This window comes from Oribacterium sp. P6A1 (assembly GCF_000702885.1).
Classification (GTDB): domain Bacteria; phylum Bacillota; class Clostridia; order Lachnospirales; family Lachnospiraceae; genus Oribacterium.
In genome coordinates this window covers 58,924-77,486 of sequence record NZ_JNKO01000005.1, presented here as the reverse complement: position 1 = coordinate 77,486, position 18,563 = coordinate 58,924, and the positions used below count along the sequence as shown (strand labels likewise).

17 protein-coding genes are annotated in these 18,563 nt (G+C 41.2%); 13 read left to right on the top strand and 4 right to left on the bottom strand.

Translation table 11 applies throughout. From position 1 onward, the window contains the following. Positions 1-67: 67 nt before the first annotated feature. Complete coding sequence (locus tag T515_RS04970) at positions 68-1,747, bottom strand: alpha-glucosidase (RefSeq protein WP_036608342.1); 1,680 nt, start codon at positions 1,745-1,747, stop codon at positions 68-70. A 199-nt stretch (positions 1,748-1,946) separates the two neighbouring features. Between T515_RS04970 and T515_RS04965 the strand changes: the two genes are divergently transcribed. From T515_RS04965 to T515_RS04945, 5 genes are all read left to right on the top strand, one after another. Further along, the gene (locus T515_RS04965) at positions 1,947-2,960 is read left to right on the top strand and encodes a LacI family DNA-binding transcriptional regulator (RefSeq protein WP_036608340.1); all 1,014 of its coding nucleotides are present in this window, start codon (positions 1,947-1,949) and stop codon (positions 2,958-2,960) included. 295 nt (positions 2,961-3,255) lie between these two features. Beyond that, complete coding sequence (locus T515_RS04960; protein WP_036608337.1) at positions 3,256-4,923, top strand: glycoside hydrolase family 13 protein; 1,668 nt, start codon at positions 3,256-3,258, stop codon at positions 4,921-4,923. A 99-nt stretch (positions 4,924-5,022) separates the two neighbouring features. After that, positions 5,023-6,357 carry an ABC transporter substrate-binding protein gene (locus tag T515_RS04955; protein WP_036608335.1) on the top strand — a complete coding sequence of 445 codons (1,335 nt, stop codon included), beginning with the start codon at positions 5,023-5,025 and terminating at the stop codon, positions 6,355-6,357. A gap of 214 nt (positions 6,358-6,571) precedes the next feature. Continuing rightward, positions 6,572-7,636: a carbohydrate ABC transporter permease gene (locus tag T515_RS04950; RefSeq protein ID WP_036608333.1), complete on the top strand. Its 1,065-nt coding sequence runs from the start codon at positions 6,572-6,574 to the stop codon at positions 7,634-7,636. Beyond that, positions 7,636-8,502 (top strand): carbohydrate ABC transporter permease, encoded by an 867-nt coding sequence (locus T515_RS04945; RefSeq protein ID WP_036608331.1) that lies wholly within the window; start codon positions 7,636-7,638, stop codon positions 8,500-8,502. Before T515_RS04950 ends, T515_RS04945 begins: the two co-directional genes overlap by 1 nt. A 4-nt stretch (positions 8,503-8,506) precedes the next feature. Here the strand turns inward: T515_RS04945 and T515_RS04940 are convergent, their stop codons facing one another. Next, complete coding sequence (locus T515_RS04940) at positions 8,507-8,980, bottom strand: DUF2798 domain-containing protein (RefSeq protein ID WP_036608329.1); 474 nt, start codon at positions 8,978-8,980, stop codon at positions 8,507-8,509. A 240-nt stretch (positions 8,981-9,220) separates the two neighbouring features. On the opposite strand from T515_RS04940, the gene T515_RS04935 reads away from it, so the two are divergent. Then, positions 9,221-9,403: a hypothetical protein gene (locus T515_RS04935; RefSeq protein WP_036608328.1), complete on the top strand. Its 183-nt coding sequence runs from the start codon at positions 9,221-9,223 to the stop codon at positions 9,401-9,403. Between the two features lie 131 nt (positions 9,404-9,534). Here T515_RS04935 and T515_RS04930 read toward each other — a convergent pair whose 3' ends face one another. Beyond that, entirely contained in the window at positions 9,535-10,242 is a 708-nt protein-coding gene (locus T515_RS04930) for a DUF975 family protein (RefSeq protein WP_036608326.1), read from the bottom strand. Positions 10,243-10,646: 404 nt separating this feature from the next. Here T515_RS04930 and T515_RS04925 point away from each other — a divergent pair, with 404 nt between their 5' ends. The 7 genes from T515_RS04925 to T515_RS04895 all read left to right on the top strand — a co-directional run bounded on the left by T515_RS04925 (position 10,647) and on the right by T515_RS04895 (position 16,694). Then, complete coding sequence (locus T515_RS04925; RefSeq protein ID WP_051671444.1) at positions 10,647-11,114, top strand: MarR family winged helix-turn-helix transcriptional regulator; 468 nt, start codon at positions 10,647-10,649, stop codon at positions 11,112-11,114. A 103-nt stretch (positions 11,115-11,217) separates the two neighbouring features. After that, positions 11,218-11,547 carry a hypothetical protein gene (locus T515_RS04920; protein ID WP_155988274.1) on the top strand — a complete coding sequence of 110 codons (330 nt, stop codon included), beginning with the start codon at positions 11,218-11,220 and terminating at the stop codon, positions 11,545-11,547. 13 nt (positions 11,548-11,560) lie between these two features. Next, positions 11,561-11,932 (top strand): adenosylmethionine decarboxylase, encoded by a 372-nt coding sequence (gene speD / locus T515_RS04915; protein ID WP_036608320.1) that lies wholly within the window; start codon positions 11,561-11,563, stop codon positions 11,930-11,932. Positions 11,933-11,962: 30 nt separating this feature from the next. Continuing rightward, the gene (locus T515_RS04910; protein ID WP_036608317.1) at positions 11,963-13,048 is read left to right on the top strand and encodes a DUF4178 domain-containing protein; all 1,086 of its coding nucleotides are present in this window, start codon (positions 11,963-11,965) and stop codon (positions 13,046-13,048) included. 153 nt (positions 13,049-13,201) lie between these two features. After that, positions 13,202-13,618 (top strand): DUF350 domain-containing protein, encoded by a 417-nt coding sequence (locus tag T515_RS04905; protein WP_036608316.1) that lies wholly within the window; start codon positions 13,202-13,204, stop codon positions 13,616-13,618. 46 nt (positions 13,619-13,664) lie between these two features. Next, entirely contained in the window at positions 13,665-15,170 is a 1,506-nt protein-coding gene (locus tag T515_RS04900; RefSeq protein ID WP_036608313.1) for a polyamine aminopropyltransferase, read from the top strand. Between the two features lie 231 nt (positions 15,171-15,401). Then, a complete protein-coding gene (locus tag T515_RS04895) occupies positions 15,402-16,694 on the top strand; it encodes an HAD family hydrolase (RefSeq protein ID WP_051671443.1) in 1,293 nt (430 codons plus the stop codon). A 438-nt stretch (positions 16,695-17,132) separates the two neighbouring features. Here T515_RS04895 and T515_RS16420 read toward each other — a convergent pair whose 3' ends face one another. Then, on the bottom strand, positions 17,133-18,362 hold the full coding sequence (locus tag T515_RS16420; protein ID WP_051671442.1) for a helix-turn-helix domain-containing protein: 1,230 nt from the start codon (positions 18,360-18,362) through the stop codon (positions 17,133-17,135). Positions 18,363-18,563: the final 201 nt, after the last annotated feature.

Sequence of the window (18,563 nt, the reverse complement as noted above, 5' to 3'; positions counted from 1 at the left end):
TTTTTTAATACCATAAAAGTGCAGATGTCAGAGATTAATTAACTCTGTCATCTGCACTTTGTTTGTTTTAGTTTTCCAGCTCTGCGATTATGAAATCATAGCCCTGAAGGCTGATGGCTCCGTTATCGAAGCATATATCCTTACGATTTGACATGAGTATGGACTTTACAGGTCTGTCAAGCACCAGACTCTGGGGTTCATTCTGATAATTCGCCACTACAAGAATGGTCTTATCAGCTTTTCTCTTAAAGCTCAGTAAATTTTTCTGTTCCTCGTGATAAGGGGAAAATTCACCGTAGACCATGGTATCAAGGTAGTCCGGATTTTTTCTCAGTTTTATAAGCTCTTTATAGAAATTAAAAACGGATCCTGCATCATCCTTCTGCTTTTCAAGATTTATATCCTTATATTTAGGATTGACCTTAAGCCATGGTTCTGTATCACTGAAACCGGTGTACTTATCTTCGGACCACTGAAAAGGTGTTCTTGCATTATCCCTGGACTTTAAACTAAGGATCTTCAGAGCATCTTTTTCTGAGAGACCGTCTTCGATAGCCCTCTGATAAAGGTGTGGATTTGCGCAGTCATCAAGTTCCTCCATACTCTTTACTTCCGGAAGATTTTCCATTCCGATTTCCTGTCCCTGATATATAAAAGGGATTCCGGGCATCATAAAGTATATTCCGGCCAGCATCTTTTTGCTGTTGTCGCAGAGATCCTCAGGCTTTATATATCTGGAAACACCTCTCGGTTCATCATGGTTTTCTATGATGTTTGACAGCAGACCTATGCCTTCCACACGCTTGTGTGATGCAAATGCTGCTTTCTTGTACTTTTCCGCAAGATCCTTTAAAGGCTCCACAGTAGATACGGGAGTTTCATCGATAAAGGTTGTGGAGAAGTCGAACATAGTGGAAAAATAGCCGTTTTCGCCTATGAACAGAGGAAGTTCTGAGTCCTTTTCATTGAATACTTCACCAACTGTAAAGGAATCATGCTTTCTGAAACATTCATCCGCCATTTCATTCAGAAATTCACCGATGCCTGTTGCTTCCTTAAGCATGTTTTCGATGGATGAGAGACCATCGCATCTATCTGCAGGATAGTCTTGAAAAGGGAGCTTTTTCTTGATGTTTATGATAGCATCTATGCGAAAACCGGCTATGCCCTTATCCAGCCACCAGTTGATCATCTTATAAATTTCTTTTCTCAAAAGGGGATTTTCCCAGTTAAGATCCGGCTGCTTTTTGTGAAATACGTGAAGATAAATTTTGTCATCATGTCCCGGCAGATAATCCCAGCAGGAGCCTCCGAAATAGCTTCTCCAGTTGCAGGGAAGCTTTTCACCCTTTTTATGGTCTTCGATATAGAAGAATTTCCCGTAAGGGCCCTCAGGATCTTCACATGCTTTTTTGAACCACTCGTGCTCATCGGAACAGTGATTTACCACCAGATCCATGACTATACCGATGTTTCGCTTCTTGCCTTCCTCTATAAGTTCCTGAAGATCTTCAAGGCTTCCGAATCTTGGGTCAATGTTGTAGTAATCGGATATGTCATAGCCCTGATCTGCAAGGGGAGACCGGTAAATAGGAGAAAGCCACAGCAGATCTATCCCGAGATCCTGAAGGTAGTCCAGCTTTTCTATTATTCCTCTTATATCACCTATTCCATCACTGTTTGAATCTTTAAAGCTTTTTGGATAAATCTGATAAACGATTTTTCTGTGCCACCATTTCTTTTCCATAATTTCCTCCTGGAAACTCAAAATCAAGTCATACATCTTCGCGAAAGATTTTAGCTTCATCAGCTGTTCGACAAAAACTTAGCATGATTATATTGACAGGTAAATAGGTTACGCGTATAACCATATTGTATAAGCATTATGATAGCGTAAGCGAAGCAATGCGCAGGACTTATGCATTAATAATAATCAGGAGTTTCTTATGGTCAGAATTAAGGATATTGCTGAAAAATGCGGAGTCAGTACCGCGACGGTTTCCTATGTTATCCATGGAAGACAGGGCAAGGTTTCAAAAGAGGTGAGGGAACGCATAGAGACTGCCATAGCAGAATCAGGTTATATTTCCAATCAGTCTGCGCTTTCACTTGTCAGCAAAAGTTCCGGACTCATAGGTATAGCGGTCATGAACCATGGTGAAAATAAAAACATTATGGCAGATCCGTATTTCGGGGTTCTGTTTTCGTATCTGGAAAAGGAGTTTCGAAAGAAGGATAAGTACATTCTCGTGATTCTGGATCAGTCGGTTGATGTCATCATAAGGGATGCAAGGCGCTGGAATCTTGACGGCCTGATACTCTGTAATCAGATGAAGGACATGATGATAGAGATAAGCAGCCAGTTCCTGAACCCCATTGTAACCATAGATGCTTCGTATGTTTATGAATATGACAAGCTGGTTCAGATATTCATTGATGACTTTAACGGCGGATATCTTATGGGACAGTACTTCCTGAGTCTCGGGCATAAAAATGTTGCCATGGTTGATGACAGTGATCTGGAAGTGAATCGCCACAGATGGAGGGGATTCAGACAGGCCTACATGGAGAGGGGCGTGGTTCTGGGAGAAGACTGCCACTACATAATAGATATCAACAAAGAGAAATTCAGGGATGGTCTGGACAGAATCTTTCCGAATATCAAAAATTATTCAGCGATTTTCTGCGTTTCCGATAATTATGCCCTTCAGATAATCAATCATCTGTCTCAGAACGGTATCAGGGTACCGGAAGATATTTCTGTTTCAGGATATGATGATATAGCATATTCACGTTTCTCGATTCCGGAGCTTACTACCATTCGTCAGAACGTGGAAGAAAAGGCGGTTACTGCCGTGAACAGTATGATGAGGATGATAGCAGGAAAGTCTGTAAAGCATAATGTCAAGCTGCCGGTGGAACTTGTGGTGAGAAAATCATGCAGAGAATACTGTAAGTAGGAGTTATGCGGCATAACCTGTGTATATACTATAAAAGCATACTTTAATTTGAGTACGGTTTCACAAAAGAAAAAGTCCCAGGAAAAGGTTAAATGTTGTATAATATCTACAATGTAACGGGGATAATGATAAAAAAATATGATAGTTATGTGCATAACCTTTGACATAACAGATGATCTGATATAGTTTAGTTTCATAGAGTTACTCGTTTAACCGCAATATGCAGAACCATTCGATATCGATTTTGGACACTCATATATTGATATTCACTTCATTTTTAATTTGTGGAGGCCACATGGACAGGAACTGGTGGAAGGAAAGTGTAGTTTATCAGATTTATCCCAGATCATTTTGTGATTCCAATGGGGATGGAATAGGAGATCTCCGTGGAATCGCAGGAAAGCTTGATTATCTTAAGGAGCTTGGCATAAATGTCATATGGCTGAGCCCCGTATATAAATCTCCCAATGATGATAACGGATATGATATTTCAGATTATCAGGACATCATGGATGAGTTCGGAACTCTTCAGGATTTTGATGATCTTTTAAAAAGCGCACATGAACATGGAATAAAGATAGTTATGGATCTTGTGGTAAATCATACCTCAGACGAGCATCCCTGGTTCGTGGAAAGCAGATCATCAAAGGATAATGACAAGAGAGATTTTTATATCTGGCGTGAAGGCAGGAACGGTAATCCGCCAAACAACTGGGGAAGCTGCTTTTCAGGCCCGGCATGGGAATACGATGAAAAAACCGATATGTATTATCTTCACTGCTTTTCAAAGAAGCAGCCGGATCTGAACTGGGATAATCCAAAAGTAAGAGACGAAGTCTTCAGGATGATGAGATGGTGGTGCGACAGAGGCATTGACGGATTCCGGATGGATGTTATATCCATGATCTCAAAGGTGCCCGGGCTTCCGGACGGAAAGGTTCCTGATAATTCTAAATATGGAGGACTTGAGAATACTACAAACGGTCCCCATGTACATGAATACCTTCAGGAAATGAATAAAAAAGTTCTATCAAAGTATGATCTTATGACTGTTGGGGAGTGCGCAGGAGTAACCATCGAAGAAGCAAAGAAGTATGCTTCTCTTGACGGAAAAGAACTTAATATGGTTTTTCAGTTTGAACATGTGGGACTTGATTATGATGAAAACGGAAAGTGGACCACGAAAAGATTTGATCTTAGGGAACTGAAAAACAATCTCAGCAAATGGCAGTATGAGCTGGAAGGTAAAGCCTGGAACTCGCTTTTCTGGGATAATCATGATCAGCCAAGAATCGTTTCAAGACTCGGCGATAATTCACCACTTTCTGCAAAAAGCATAGCAACGGTTCTCCATTTTATGAAGGGTACTCCCTATGTATATCAGGGTGAAGAACTGGGTATGACGAACTGCAGCTTCGGTAGAATCGAAAACTGCAGGGATATCGAAGAGATAAATGCATATAAGGATCTTGTGGGAAGCGGAAAGATGAGTCCCGAGGATATGATGGCCGGTATAGAGGCAAAGGGCAGAGATAACGCAAGAACACCCATGCAGTGGGATTCTACTGACAATGCAGGTTTTACTACAGGAAAGCCATGGATCATGGTGAATCCGAATTACAAAGAAATCAATGCTGAAGACGAGTTAAAGAATGAGGATTCGGTATTTAACTATTATAAGAAACTTATTTCACTAAGAAGAAACAGCAAGTGGTCGGAGCTTATTGTTTATGGTGATTACAAACTTCTCGATGAAGAAAGTAGCCATGTTTTTTCATATATCAGGGAACTGAATGGAAGACGACTCTTAGTGCTTTGCAATATGACAGATAGAGACATAAACTATAAGTGTGACAGTAAGTATTTAAGCAGCAAAGAACTTCTTATATCAAACTACAAAGATGCTGCCCTTACGGAAGATATGAATCTGAAACCCTGGTTCTCTGCCGTATGGGAGATTTGAAGAATAAATATTATTTAAGAATCATTTTAAAAATTATGAAACAACGGAAAGCAAGAGCTATGGCTTTCCGAAAATATAATAAAGAAGGAGAGATGTATTATGAAAAAAAGATGGTTATCAGCAGTTTTAGCGGGTTTTATGGCTGCAAGCCTTGTTGCCTGCGGCGGTTCAGGTGATGCGGGTAATGCCGGAGGATCAGGTGAAACAAAAGCCACAGAGGCATCAGGCGGAGCATCAGCATCAGGTAAGACCATCCGTCTCGTAAACGGAAAGATCGAAGTAGATTCACAGTTAAAGAAGCTTGCAGAGATGTACGAGAAGGAAACCGGAGTCCATGTTGAGATTGAGTCCATGGGCGGCGGAATCGATATCCAGGGAGAACTGAAGGCCTACTATCAGTCGGATAATATGCCGGATATCTTCGTATGCGGCGGAGCTACAGATTTCAAGAACTGGACAGGACTCCTTCAGGATATGAGCGATCAGGCATGGGTGAGTGATACTGAGGCTGCTTACAAGGAGGGAACAGAGGTTATCGGATTCCCATACACAACAGAGGCCGTAGGTCTTGCTTATAATGCTGACATCCTGGAAAAAGCAGGGGTTGATCCTAAATCCATCACAGGACCCGAGTCCATGAAGAAGGCATTTGAGACCATCGATTCAAAGAAGGATGAACTTGGACTTACAGCTGTTATCGGATACTTTGCAGAGCCTGTAAATCTTTACTGGTCAACAGGAAACCATTTATTCGCCAACTATATTGACGCCGGACTTTCACGTGACGACACAACTTATATCGATATGCTCAGCGATGGCGGAAAGATCGATGATGCAAGATTTTCCGACTTTGCTTCCATGGTAGAACTCTTCAATAAATATTCTGATCAGGCTCTTCTTGTATCAGGAACCTATGATCAGCAGATCCTTAACTTTGCATCGGGAAAGTATGCATTTGTAACCCAGGGATCATGGATCGGTGCAACCATAACAGGAGATGATGCTGATGCCTACAACGCAGCCGGAAACTTCAAGTGCGGAATGATTCCTTATGCTTTCCAGGAAGGCATCGACACAATCCTTACAAATTCACCTTCATGGTGGGCTGTATATAAGGATGGCGATGTTGAAGATGCAGAAGCATTTTTACAGTGGCTCACAACAGATCCTGCACAGGAGGTTCTTGTCAACGAAGCAGGTTTTATCAGCCCATTCAAGTCATGCAAGTTTGTAGCATCAGATCCTTTTGCACAGACCATTTCAGATTACACATCAGCAGGAAAGACATCAGCATGGCACTGGCTCAGCATGAAGGATGGTTATGCACAGAACTACACAGGTCAGGTATTTGCAGATTTCGCAGCAGGTTCTATGGATAAGGATACATTTATCTCAACATTCAAGCAGGTAACAGAGTCAGCATATGCAGGCTGACAGGTTGTGATATTTCCTGAAGGATAAGGTATTCTATAAACAAAGATGTCGGATTTTCTTGATAATCTGACATATGACGTCGGCCCATAAGGGCGTAAAGCTCCCATGGACCGGCGTTTTAAAATATTTTTAGATTATATAGATACGATGTAAGAAACCGGTTAAGTTCATAAGAATCGCTGTTGGACGGAACCGAAAGCTTGGAGGTCATAACATGGAGAAAACAAGTGGAGCGGACAGAGCTGTTTCCATCACGTTTCTTTTGGCGGGTGTCATAGGTACCATCACGGCTCTCGTACTTGATTTTACAGGGAGTAAATTCTCATTCAGGGGCGGACTTCTGCTGACAGGAATCATCCTGTTTTTTATGGGATTGTATCTGTTCCCGACAAAAAAACATCATAGGACCATCATAAACATCATTTTCCTTTTTCCTCTGTTGTTCTGTTTTGTTATAACAGTAATCATTCCCTTCGGACTGGGACTTTTCTATTCCACAACAGACTGGAACGGCATCAGGATGACTAAGTTCGTCGGAATCGATAACTATTCTGCCATGTTCAGTGAAGAAGGATTCCTATGGTCACTTCTTCTTACGGTAATGTTTGTTATCGTGAATATGGTTTTGGTCAATGTCATCGGCCTTGCTCTTGCGGTTCTCTGCACAACAAAATGGAAGGCGGTAAGCTTTTTCAGAGCATCATTCTTTATCCCTAATCTCATCGGAGGTATCGTACTTGGATACATCTGGCAGTTCATCTTCAACAATGTTGTACTGAAATGGACCTTTGAGACCTTCGGTTATAACAGTTCTATGCTCTCAAAGTACAATACCGGATTCATGGCTATCATTATCGTTTATATCTGGCAGTACGCCGGATACATCATGATGATCTATATTACCGGCCTCACAGCTGTTCCGTCGGATGTTATCGAGGCATCCGCCATAGATGGAGCTACAGCTATTCAGACCTTCTTCGGCATAAAACTTCCCATGATAGCTTCTACAATAACTGTTTGTACATTCCTTACACTTCAGTCTGCATTCAAACAGTTTGACGTTAATATGGCCCTTACCAACGGTACAGGCTCCGTAACATTCATGGGGAAATATCTTTCAAACGGAACCCAGATGCTGGCACTGAATATCTATAACACCGCCATCACCAAAAATAATTATTCCATGGGACAGGCAAAGGCAGTATTGTTCTTCCTTATTCTTTCTGTGGTTTCCATAATACAGGTTCGAGTATCAAATAAGAAGGAGGTGGAGATGTAATGGTAAAGAAACTTACTTTTTCAGGTATAGTCATCAGACTTGTATTCTTTCTGCTGGCACTTTATGTTTTGTTTCCATTCTTTCTTGTGGTTATCAATGTTTTCAGAACCACCAATGATATCGTGTCAAATCCTATAAGCGTTGCAGGAATGTCACTGTCTAAACTGACAAAAAACTTCAGCTCGGTCATTAACAACAGTAATTTCAGTTTTTGGTCTGCCTTCGGTACATCTGCGGTTATAACATTTTTCTCTATAGTACTTTTGGCACTTTTCGGAGGAATGGCAGCCTGGGTCATCTGCAGGAACAAAACAAAGTGGTCATTGTTTATTTACATGGTATTCATCGCTTCAATGATCATTCCCTTCCAGGTAGTTATGCTCCCGCTTATTTCTACCTTCAGAGATGTGGGAAAGTTTTTGGGTATCAGCATGCTTCAGTCATTTTCCGGCATCATTTTTGCCTATCTGGGATTTGGCGGTGCCATGACGGTTTTCATACTTACAGGTTTCATTAAGACAGTTCCCTATGAACTTGAAGAGGCGGCAGCCATAGACGGATGTTCTCCCGAGAGAACATATTTCGAGATTATTTTACCTCTTCTTAAGCCACCTGTTGTTACTGTCACCATCCTTAACGGTATGTGGATATGGAACGACTACCTGCTTCCGTCTCTTATGCTCGGGCATAACGGAAAGGTAAAAACATTGCCCGTTGCTGTACAGGCCTTTGTGGGTTCATACGTTAAGCAGTGGGATCTCATTCTTACAGCGGCATTTCTTGCCATCATACCTATGATCATTCTTTTCCTCTTTGCCCAGAAGCAGATCATGGGAGGTCTTGTGGATGGTGCTATAAAGAGCTGATATATTATCGCTTTCCGAATACCTTAACAAGCATTCCGAAAACATTTCTTACAAGAGGACCTGCAAAAAAGATCTGCCAGCAGAAAGCCATAGGGAAATTAAAAGCGGTAGTCTGAAGCCATACAGAAAGGAACTGGGAGCCTGCATTCTTAAATAGAATAGTGGCTGCAAGACTCATAAGCGGGCACATAAGACAAACTGACATGGATGAAATGGCAAGTATCATCATAATCATAGGATCTTTTCCCGGAGTAACAAATCTGAATGCAAGGATCTGAGCCAGCTTGCCTACGAACAGAAGCTCAAGTATAACTGCAATAGGCCACATAATGATTATCTCGGAAAAAGCTGCAAGGAATACGAAATTCTGCAGTCCGCCGACATTAAGAGAAATGTTGTAGCAGATCATGGCATAAACCATGACAAAAGCCATAAGGCAGGTGAAAACTACATCCTGAAATTTATTCTGTGGTAACATGTTTGATTTCCTCTCTTTCATAAAACGGGAAGATATCAGTGTTGTTCGTTATCATCGTATTATATAAGGGGCATATGTAAGTGGCAGATACCTTTGACACTTTCACCATCATATAAACAGGATGTGCGTTTCCAATGTTACCATGAAATCTTCAAATATTTTCTTAGCAGTGCAGGATTATATCAGAAATGCATTTTTCGTGTAAGAGATTTTTTTGTATTACATCGTGAACAATTGAATATGGATGATTTTGAAGAAGCCTATGAGTTTCTGAAATCCCGGGGATTTAAAAATTCCCAGGGAGACAAGATTACCGATACCGGATCTTCCATATCGGCTTTGATGATTTCACCAACAGGCTTTGCCATATCACTTGATCATCATATCAGGAAAAAACCAAACACTGAGTTCATGGAAGTGTAGAATAAAAGACCTCTGTCGGTAATGACAGAGGTCTTTCACTTTACTATAAGCCAATCTCCAACGGGAGATTGGGATAAGGCGATAAGGTGTGTCCTGTTCCGGAGCAGATTCCGAAGGAATCCGGACTGCTGTTAATAGTATGTCGTCTGTTCCTGTGCAGAGCCGTTATATGCTTTAATAGCAAGGTAAAGGGATGCGTCTGCATTAAGCTTGTATGGACGCACATAAAAGGCGATGGCTATTCCGCAGGTGATTATTCCCAAAAGGTACCAGCCTATAAATGACAGATCGTAGATAAATGCTGCAAATTTATGTCCCTTCATCATATTTCTGGACATCCTCAGGGCATCTGCGCCTTTAATTTGAGGATCGTCAGCCAGGATATAAGGAACCAGTCTGTAGGAGTAACCTAAAATAATGCCGGGAATGATAAGAAGGCAGTATCCCAGTGCAGTCAAAAGATCACGAAGGAAGATACCGACTACCGCATTCATATAGTTATTCTTATAGCTGAATCCCACTTCACCGATGTTTGCATTCTCATATTGATTCACAAGGAAAAATCTGGTGCATCCTACTTCCAGCGGATTGAATACAAATATTTTAAATATAGAAGCTACCAGAATGAGAACACCAACGACAGCCAGAACAATCAAAAATATCCTGATGAAATCCGGATCGTTAAGTGTTTCCTTATTAATACTTCCGGTCTTACCTCTTGATAATGAACCTGATGCCATAATAAACAGTGAATAGATCAACGCTACAAGAACCGAATTCAGGTAGTTTCTTTTAAAACTGGCCTTTCCCTGTGATTTAACATAGACTCTGTCCCACATGATGTTCTCCTTTCAAACGTACAGTCAACAGTTTTCAAATGTTACATTCATGTAAATCAGTATAACATACATGAACAGTATCCGCTTATTTTGTCACAAAATTGTCAGTTGTGCTTATCGACAACTTTTTGATCTTTGTATTGTGAAATATTCACATTATTGTATTACCATATTGCATTATCATTGAGCAAAGTTTATATTTTATTGTATTAATGTAATACAATAAATCAAGTAAAGGAATTCTTCAACCTCGTAGGACTTGCAGTGAAAATAAGTGACTTTACATCTGAAAAATAATTAAGTAACATATTCATATCTGTGTTTTTTAACATTTTTTATATAAACTTTAGCTATTAGGGGGCATTATCCTCTTTTGATTTTAGTTTTATTAGAGAGGTATGGATATGAAGACTGAATGGATGGGAAAATACAGAGAAATGGTGGAAAGCATCATTTATCTTTGTAATAGTTCCAGTACAGGTTTTGTTACACCCTTCCATTACGGAACAGAGTATAAGATTACAGCCAGGGAAGCTCAGGTGATAGAGTATCTGCTTGAGGATACCTCCGGCAATATGGTTTCGGTGGCAAATCGTTTAGGTGTGACACGAGGCGCATTTTCAAACATTGTCAACAAACTAGTAGCAAAGGGTTTTTTGACTAAGGAGCGCAGAGGCGATAATAAAAAGAATATTTATCCTGTCGTAACTTCCGAGGGAGAAAAGGTTTATGAGCAGTATTCGCACTTTATTTACGAATTCTGGTTCAAAGAGATGTTCAAAAAAGCCGATTTAATTCCTGCGGAGTATATACGTGCTTTTTCCGATATCCTTAAAGGAATGGGAGACAGCATGGCACAGATGAAAGACTGATACGGAGCCCCGGAAGACAATCCGGGGCTCTTTGGTGTATCAATTATAAAGGAGGGGAAATATGACATGTAAATCGTGAAAGCTATCTGTGCGGAACGGTTCAATGTCGAATTTTGATGGTATGGAAGAAAAAAGGATTGAAGGACTTTGGGACTGTGTGTTTTGCGGTTCAAAGGAAATCAGGGCCAGGTTTGACACTTGTCCAAATTGCGGGAAATCCAGAGGGATCGATACGATCTTCTATATGCCTAAGGAAAGGGCATCATCGGTATTAACAGAGGAACAGGCAAAGAAGACAACCGACAGACCTGACTGGCTCTGTAAGTACTGTGATTCATATAACCGGTCAGATGCATCATTCTGTAAAAAATGCGGTGCTCCGAGGTCCCATGCTGAAGATGACTACGGAACACTTCATAATAATAAAGAATAGAGGAGAGTATAAAATGGCGAAGCAGCTTGTGGCGGATCTTTATGGCTGCGGCGAGATCATCGATGATCCTGAGGGAATCAAAGAGGCTGCACATAGTGCTATAAAGTATGTAGGGGCAGATATAGTGGAAGAGTGTATACACGAATTCGAGCCCATTGGGGTTACTTACTTTGCTGTTATAACCACCTCTCATTTTTCGGTACACACATGGCCTGAATACGGTTATGCGGCCATAGATATTTTTTCATGTACCGATACGGTGGTGGATGGAATCGCTGAAAAGCTAAGGGAGCTTTTTCAGGCAAAGGAAGTAAAGATCAAAGTCATTGAAAGGGACATAAGCACAGGAAATCAGGAAAGCCTGAGTGGCTTTAAGTCAATGTGATTTTCCTGATTGTTTATGCAGGGGTAGGAAATGGATATAAAAACAGGATCGATCCTGAAGATAAAGGGACTGGATGCCCATGTTATCGGATGGGTCAGGTATAAAAACACTCAGGACGGTAATAAGACCTGGGTGGAATACAGATTGAAAACAAATAAGGGGGAGCGATGGCTTTCTGTAGATGATGTCTACAAGGAATACTCGATTTCATGGGCTGCCAATAATGTCCGAGGAAATATCGGACCCGAGTGGCACGAAGTGGACAAGGGCCATCAGGTGGTTGTGGCCTGCAGCGGAGACGTGGATGTGGAAAACGGTGATGCTGCAGACTTCGTTGAATTTGAAGATGCTGAAGAAGAAAAAATACTTTCCACCGAGATATGGGATGACGGAACGGAGTATTCAATGGGTGAATACCTGGATCTTGATGAAATAAAGGTGGTGGGCTATGAGGAGCCTTCAAAAAGCAGTTCCGTAGGAATGGTCGGGGCCGCAATATGTTTTGTATCTGTGGTATTAACCTTTATATGTGCCATTGCCATTCTTGTTATGCCCTCTGGCGGCAATAAGTTGATCAGCGATTATCTTAAAAAAGATCAGCGTTTCGGATATGTTACATCCATCACCGGAAATGAAAATCAGAAGGCGGATGTTTATGAAAATCTGGTAACGTATGCTACTACCGATGATACAGCAAGGGACATCATAGATGGGGTCGAGGGTAACACGGAATCCGTTACACAGAAGGATGATGTCAAGGATGGAGACATTGCCATAGTCACCAAAAAAGAATACTGTCTCATATACCATCCTGAAGACGAACCTGAAAAGATATACGTACAGGTTTCAAACAGAAAGTACAACTATTCTTCGGATAATTCGCCTTACAGGAGTTCTGGTACAACCACACACTGGTACAGGAGCCATTATTACAGCTCCAGTTACACGAAGGATTCTTCTTCTTTCAGCAAGACACCATCCGCATATCAAAGCTACAGCGGGGACACCATACATAATATAGGTAACGGATATTTCGACAGTTATTCGTCATCAGTAAGGCAGAGCAGCATAAATTCCAGAAATTCATCCGGCGGCGGACTTGGCGGCGGAAAGTAAGGGAGACCCCGTATAGCCCGGTTAAAAGGTGCCGGAAAGCAACTGTTGACAAACATTAAATATAGTTTTTGATACTTACTTCACACTCTCACTCGTCTGTTTGACTCATTTGGAGGGTGACACAAAACATTTTATTTATGGGAGGAAATAAAAATGGTAGCACTTGAAACTTTAGCATATCTTGCAGTCGGACTTTTAGTTATGATGATCGCTTACTTCATCATAGATCTTCTTATTCCTGTGGATTTTCCCAAGGAAATACAGGAAGGAAACAAGGCAGTAGGCTGGGTCTCGGCCGGAATATATTCAGCTCTCGGATTCATCATCCGTTCCGCCATTATTTCATTTGAAGTATCAGAGGTACATGATCTTCTTCAGGGCGTTATCAGTACGGTGGAATTTGCGGGAATCGGTGTAGTCGCTCTGATGATAGGCTATTTTATCGTTGATATCGTAAACAGAAAATTCAATTTCGGAGTGGAGCTCAGCAGGAAGAATGAAGCTGCCGGCATCATGATTTTTGGTATATTCATGGGAGTGGCTTTCATAGTGAGCGGAGTAATACAGTAATTTAACAAATACATGGACTTATAGTCCTTTAGGAAGGCGTTTTTTAATGAGTAAAAAGTACAGACTTCTGATGCTGACCACCCTGATAATCTCAGGATGTTCCATGTGCTACGAGCTTATCATCAGCGCAGTAAGTTCTTATCTTTTGGGAAACAGCACACTACAGTACTCGGTGACCATCGGACTTTACATGGCATCACTGGGACTGGGATCTTATGTTTCCAAATATTTTTCAAATAATCTTTTCAACATTTTTGTATCCATCGAGCTCGGAATAGGTGTTATCGGAGGTATCAGCTCACTGGTACTTTTTCTTGCCAATATCTATATATCCAATTATGCGCTGGTCATGTACCTTGAAATAATCATAATAGGAGCTTTTGCCGGTGCTGAGATTCCGGTCATGACAAGAATCATCGAGCAGGATGAAAACAACCTGAAGGTGACGCTTTCATCCATTTTCAGTTTTGACTACATTGGCGGACTCATAGGGTCAATTGCATTTCCCCTTATCCTTCTTCCGAAGCTTGGGTATTTTGCCACTTCTTTTTTGTGCGGATTTCTGAATATACTTGCAGCTCTCCTAATCATGTGGAGATTCGGGAAAAGAGTAGATCATATCAGGGTGTTTCGCACACTGGCTTTCCTTCTTTCTTTTGCTATGCTGGAAGGCATGGTCATGGCTGACAATATCTCCGAATCCATCGAGAGCGGTCTTTACAGAGATAAAGTTGTGCTGATTGAGCAGACTCAGTACCAGAAGATAGTTATGACAAAGCACAGGGACGACGTAAGGCTGTACATCGACGGAAACTGCCAGTTCTCGACGTCCGACGAATACCGCTATCATGAAGCATTGGTCCATGTTCCCATGAATGAGGTGAGTAAACGGGAGAATATACTGATCCTTGGCGGAGGTGACGGTCTGGCAGTCCGGGAGGTCTTGAAATATCCCGAAGTAAAGAAGATAGATCTGGTGGATCTTGACTCGGAGATGATCAGGATATGCAGTACAAACAAAAATATCACGGATATAAACGAAAACAGTCTTCTTTCGGATAAGCTCAATATCTTTAACATGGACGCATATGAGTATCTTGAAGACTGTAAAGAACGGTATGATGTGATAATCGTTGATCTTCCGGATCCTAACACAGAAGTGTTAAATAAGCTTTATTCAAATATATTTTACAGAATGTGCTCCGGATGTCTTTCGGATTCCGGCGTACTGGTGGTCCAGTCCACAAGCCCTTACTATGCAACAAAGGCTTTCTGGTGCATCAACAAGACCATTGAAAGTGAAGGTTTCAATGTTAAACCCTATCACATGGAGGTTCCCGCCTTCGGCGACTGGGGCTTCAACATGGCAGGCAAAGGTGAGCTTTCCGAAGAAATATCTTTTGATGTTGAGACAAAATATATTACCGATGACAATGTTATCGCCCTTTTCAAATTCGGCAAGGATGAGGTTGACACAGATGTTGAAGTGAATCATCTCACAAAACCCGTTCTTATGGAGTATTACAATAAAGCTGAGGAGATGTGGAGCTGATCCGGGATACTTCAGATACAGTTAAAAGTGTAATTGACAGGGATTAATTTCCACTGTCAGTTGCACTTATTTTTTTCTCTGATTGATTGTAAAATGTAGCTTATATTTATCAGAGTGGGTGTCGAATCTTTATTAGTAACCCGTAGTTCGATATAAGTTTAACGCTATGCGTACTTTATCGGTTTTGATACTCACATTATTTGTGTCAGTGTATATGGAGGATTAAACAATATGAAAAAATTAGTTTCACTGTTATTGGCATTGGCTCTGCCCCTTGGTCTCACTGCATGTGAAACCACTTCTGTTCCTGTGGCAGGTACAGAAGCTGCAACTGTAGAAAGTACAGAGACTGTAGAAAGTACAGAAACTGTTGAAATTGCGGAAACAGAAGAAACAAAAGAATCTGAAAAAACAGAAGAGACGGAAGCTGTGACAGAAGTCGCGGAAACAACTGCACCGGATGACGGAAAGATCATATCTTTTGAAGAAAAGAAAAACGAAAAGAAGGCAGTACTTCCAAAGTGGGATCCTTCTTCTCCCGCCATGGAGTCTCTTGTTGAATTTGTCAGTGCTTCTGTTGATGAAAATTCGGATGGATTTATTCCTGTTAAGGATCGAATCGCTGTATTTGATATGGACGGAACCTTAACCTGTGAAACTTATTTTACATATTACGATACATGCATGTTCATAAGCTACTGTCTCGAGGATCATCCTGAAAAGGTATCCGAGGAGCTTAAGGAAGCAGCCCGTGAGATAAAGCCGGGATATACAGCGGGAGAGGAGCTTGCAAGAAACTTTGCAAAAGCCTATGCAGGTATGACTGTTTCGGAGCTTTATGACTATGCGGTTGAGTTCGGACAGAAAAAGACAGAAAGCTTCAACAATATGCGTTACATAGATGGTTTTTACCTGCCCATGGTAGAGGTCGTAAAGTACCTTTATGACAATGACTACACAATCTATGTTGTGAGCGGAACAGAACGCACCACTACAAGAGCCATAGTAGACAATTCACCTATCAGTGAATATGTGTCTCCGAGCCATGTTATCGGAACTGAATTTGAAGTTAAGGTAAAGGGCAATGAGGATGTATCATCCAATATGGATTTCAAGTACAATGACGGAGATGAGCTTGTGCTTACAGGCGGTTTTATCCAGAAGAATCTGAATGCCAACAAAACTATATGGATTGAAAGAGAAATCGGCCAGCGTCCGGTACTTGCTTTCGGTAACAGCGGTAGTGATACAAGTATGATGAATTATGCCATTGATAAGAGAAATCCCTATCCTGCAAAAGCATTTATGGTAGTTGCTGACGATGATGTACGTGAATGGGGAACACAGAACTGGGAAGAGAAATCAGCACAGTACAAAGAGCAGGGATATGTTCCTGTTTCCATGAAGAATGATTTTGCGGAAATTTATCCTGAAACCATCACAAAGGCTGATAAGCAGTATACAGAACCTGAAACGGCTGCTAAGGCATCTCAGGTTTCAGAAACAGAAAAAGCTGCAGCCTGATATAAGTATCATAAGTAATCCACTTTTGACATAAACATTATTTATATTTGCCAAAAGCAATGTAGGAATATTTGAGGTGACCCGAAATTAAGACTTTGGGGTCACCTCATTTTAATATTGCCTGTTTTCTTTTTTAAATGAAAAAGTCGATATCGGACCGCTTCGCGCTATGCGCTCTCGCGTCTACGTTCCACTTCGGTCGGCGCTAAGCGATGATCCACTGGATCATCAGCGCCCTCCCACATTCCGCACTCTCAGGCCGATAAATCGTCCTTTCGTGCTCTCTGAGAACACCAGCCCATTTAGTTCGCTTCGCGAAGGGCTGGTGCTATATGCCAGATTCCTACGGAATCTGCCACCAGTCATGTGGGGCGTGTCATGAAGTCTATCCTCCACTTTTGTGCAAGCACAAGTGGAGGAAGACTTATGACACTTATATCATAGTATTACTCCCCGTATCATATTCCTGTACTGTGTAGGTGTCATACCTTTTTCCTTTTTGAAAATCCGATTGAAATAAGTCATGTCATTCATACCACAGATGGAAGCTATGGTGTGAACAGAATAATCCGCTGTATTGAGAAGGAATATGGCGCGTTCCACCCTTTTTTTGTTCACAAATCCTGTAAATGTACTGCCTGTTTCTTTCTTGAAAAGTGATGCAAGATAGCTTTTGTTAAGACCAAGATCTTCTGCGGTTTCCTGAAGCGTAAGTTCCGGGTCTGAAAGTTTTTGAGATATATGATTCAGTATCTTCTGCATAACAGGGGAGTAGCCGGCAGTGGACTGCTGCTGCACCAAAAGACAGTATTTTTTCAGAATCTCCCGATGAACATCCTTGTTTTCTGCCGGAGATTTCATATTTTCTATTTTTATAGCCATCCTTCGTGACATTTCATCAAGGTGAATGGGGTGAACTTTACCTCGTTCCGCAGCTTTCCTGCAAACTGTGTTAAAGGCGAAAAGATTGTTCTTTCTGCTTCTCAGCGTATTGGATGATCTGTTGTCTACACTGTTAAATGCATTATCCGCACTGTAATGCATGGCTTTGTCGAAATCTCCGCTTGCGATTGCGTCCATTATTTTTTCTTCCAGATTGTACCGGTATTCCAACTGCTGCATGGTATCTTCATTGGAAGTGCTTGAGGCGGAATCAAGGAAGGACTCTTTTTCCGGATTTCTCTGACTTAAATATTCTATCCTGAAGCTTCCTATGCCATAGATGGTCTCTGCAAGGGTCTCCACATAGCTCTCAAGCATGGAGATGTTGTCGATATAGGTGATGGCTGAGAAATACTGATTTATAAACGGCCAAAGTCCCTGAGGTATATTATGCTTCCTGCAGATTTCCTGGGTTTTTTGTATCCCGGGAGATTCTACGATATAAGGGCCGAGTACCATGGCCAAAGGAATTTCCTGATCAGGAACAGACAGAAGAATATATCTTAAACTGTAGTTATCTTCAAAGTAATAAATGATATGGTCCTGTGAAAAGTTTTTACTTATATCCTCAAAAAGTGTACTTTTGGAAAAGTCCTGATGAAGAATGGTCTTTCTGAGACCGCGGTCCAGTTCCTGAGAAATGGGCTCCCGTATATCCACTATATGAGCGGGTATACCGATTTTGTCAAAATAACTTTTTGTGAATTCAAGAAATGGGTTCTGCATAAAGTTCTCCTAACCGGAAAAGTATGAAATAAGGCTCTATATTTGGATGATATAGTACTAAATTTGTTTTAAGATGTCGGAGACAAATATAATACTATAATTACAAAATATAGTCATTGTCCAAATTCTGACATCAGATTATCATGAAGACACTTGAAATTCAAACAATTCATTAAAAAGATATGAGTCATGGATAAGGAT

What these genes read in the sequence shown, in the direction of transcription:
- T515_RS04970 (WP_036608342.1), bottom strand. Translation starts at nt 1,747, where the DNA reads ATGGAAAAGAAATGGTGGCACAGAAAAATCGTTTATCAGATTTATCCA.
- T515_RS04965 (WP_036608340.1), top strand. Translation starts at nt 1,947, where the DNA reads ATGGTCAGAATTAAGGATATTGCTGAAAAATGCGGAGTCAGTACCGCG.
- T515_RS04960 (WP_036608337.1), top strand. Translation starts at nt 3,256, where the DNA reads ATGGACAGGAACTGGTGGAAGGAAAGTGTAGTTTATCAGATTTATCCC.
- T515_RS04955 (WP_036608335.1), top strand. Translation starts at nt 5,023, where the DNA reads ATGAAAAAAAGATGGTTATCAGCAGTTTTAGCGGGTTTTATGGCTGCA.
- T515_RS04950 (WP_036608333.1), top strand. Translation starts at nt 6,572, where the DNA reads ATGGAGAAAACAAGTGGAGCGGACAGAGCTGTTTCCATCACGTTTCTT.
- T515_RS04945 (WP_036608331.1), top strand. Translation starts at nt 7,636, where the DNA reads ATGGTAAAGAAACTTACTTTTTCAGGTATAGTCATCAGACTTGTATTC.
- T515_RS04940 (WP_036608329.1), bottom strand. Translation starts at nt 8,980, where the DNA reads ATGTTACCACAGAATAAATTTCAGGATGTAGTTTTCACCTGCCTTATG.
- T515_RS04935 (WP_036608328.1), top strand. Translation starts at nt 9,221, where the DNA reads ATGGATGATTTTGAAGAAGCCTATGAGTTTCTGAAATCCCGGGGATTT.
- T515_RS04930 (WP_036608326.1), bottom strand. Translation starts at nt 10,242, where the DNA reads ATGTGGGACAGAGTCTATGTTAAATCACAGGGAAAGGCCAGTTTTAAA.
- T515_RS04925 (WP_051671444.1), top strand. Translation starts at nt 10,647, where the DNA reads ATGAAGACTGAATGGATGGGAAAATACAGAGAAATGGTGGAAAGCATC.
- T515_RS04920 (WP_155988274.1), top strand. Translation starts at nt 11,218, where the DNA reads ATGTCGAATTTTGATGGTATGGAAGAAAAAAGGATTGAAGGACTTTGG.
- speD (WP_036608320.1), top strand. Translation starts at nt 11,561, where the DNA reads ATGGCGAAGCAGCTTGTGGCGGATCTTTATGGCTGCGGCGAGATCATC.
- T515_RS04910 (WP_036608317.1), top strand. Translation starts at nt 11,963, where the DNA reads ATGGATATAAAAACAGGATCGATCCTGAAGATAAAGGGACTGGATGCC.
- T515_RS04905 (WP_036608316.1), top strand. Translation starts at nt 13,202, where the DNA reads ATGGTAGCACTTGAAACTTTAGCATATCTTGCAGTCGGACTTTTAGTT.
- T515_RS04900 (WP_036608313.1), top strand. Translation starts at nt 13,665, where the DNA reads ATGAGTAAAAAGTACAGACTTCTGATGCTGACCACCCTGATAATCTCA.
- T515_RS04895 (WP_051671443.1), top strand. Translation starts at nt 15,402, where the DNA reads ATGAAAAAATTAGTTTCACTGTTATTGGCATTGGCTCTGCCCCTTGGT.
- T515_RS16420 (WP_051671442.1), bottom strand. Translation starts at nt 18,362, where the DNA reads ATGCAGAACCCATTTCTTGAATTCACAAAAAGTTATTTTGACAAAATC.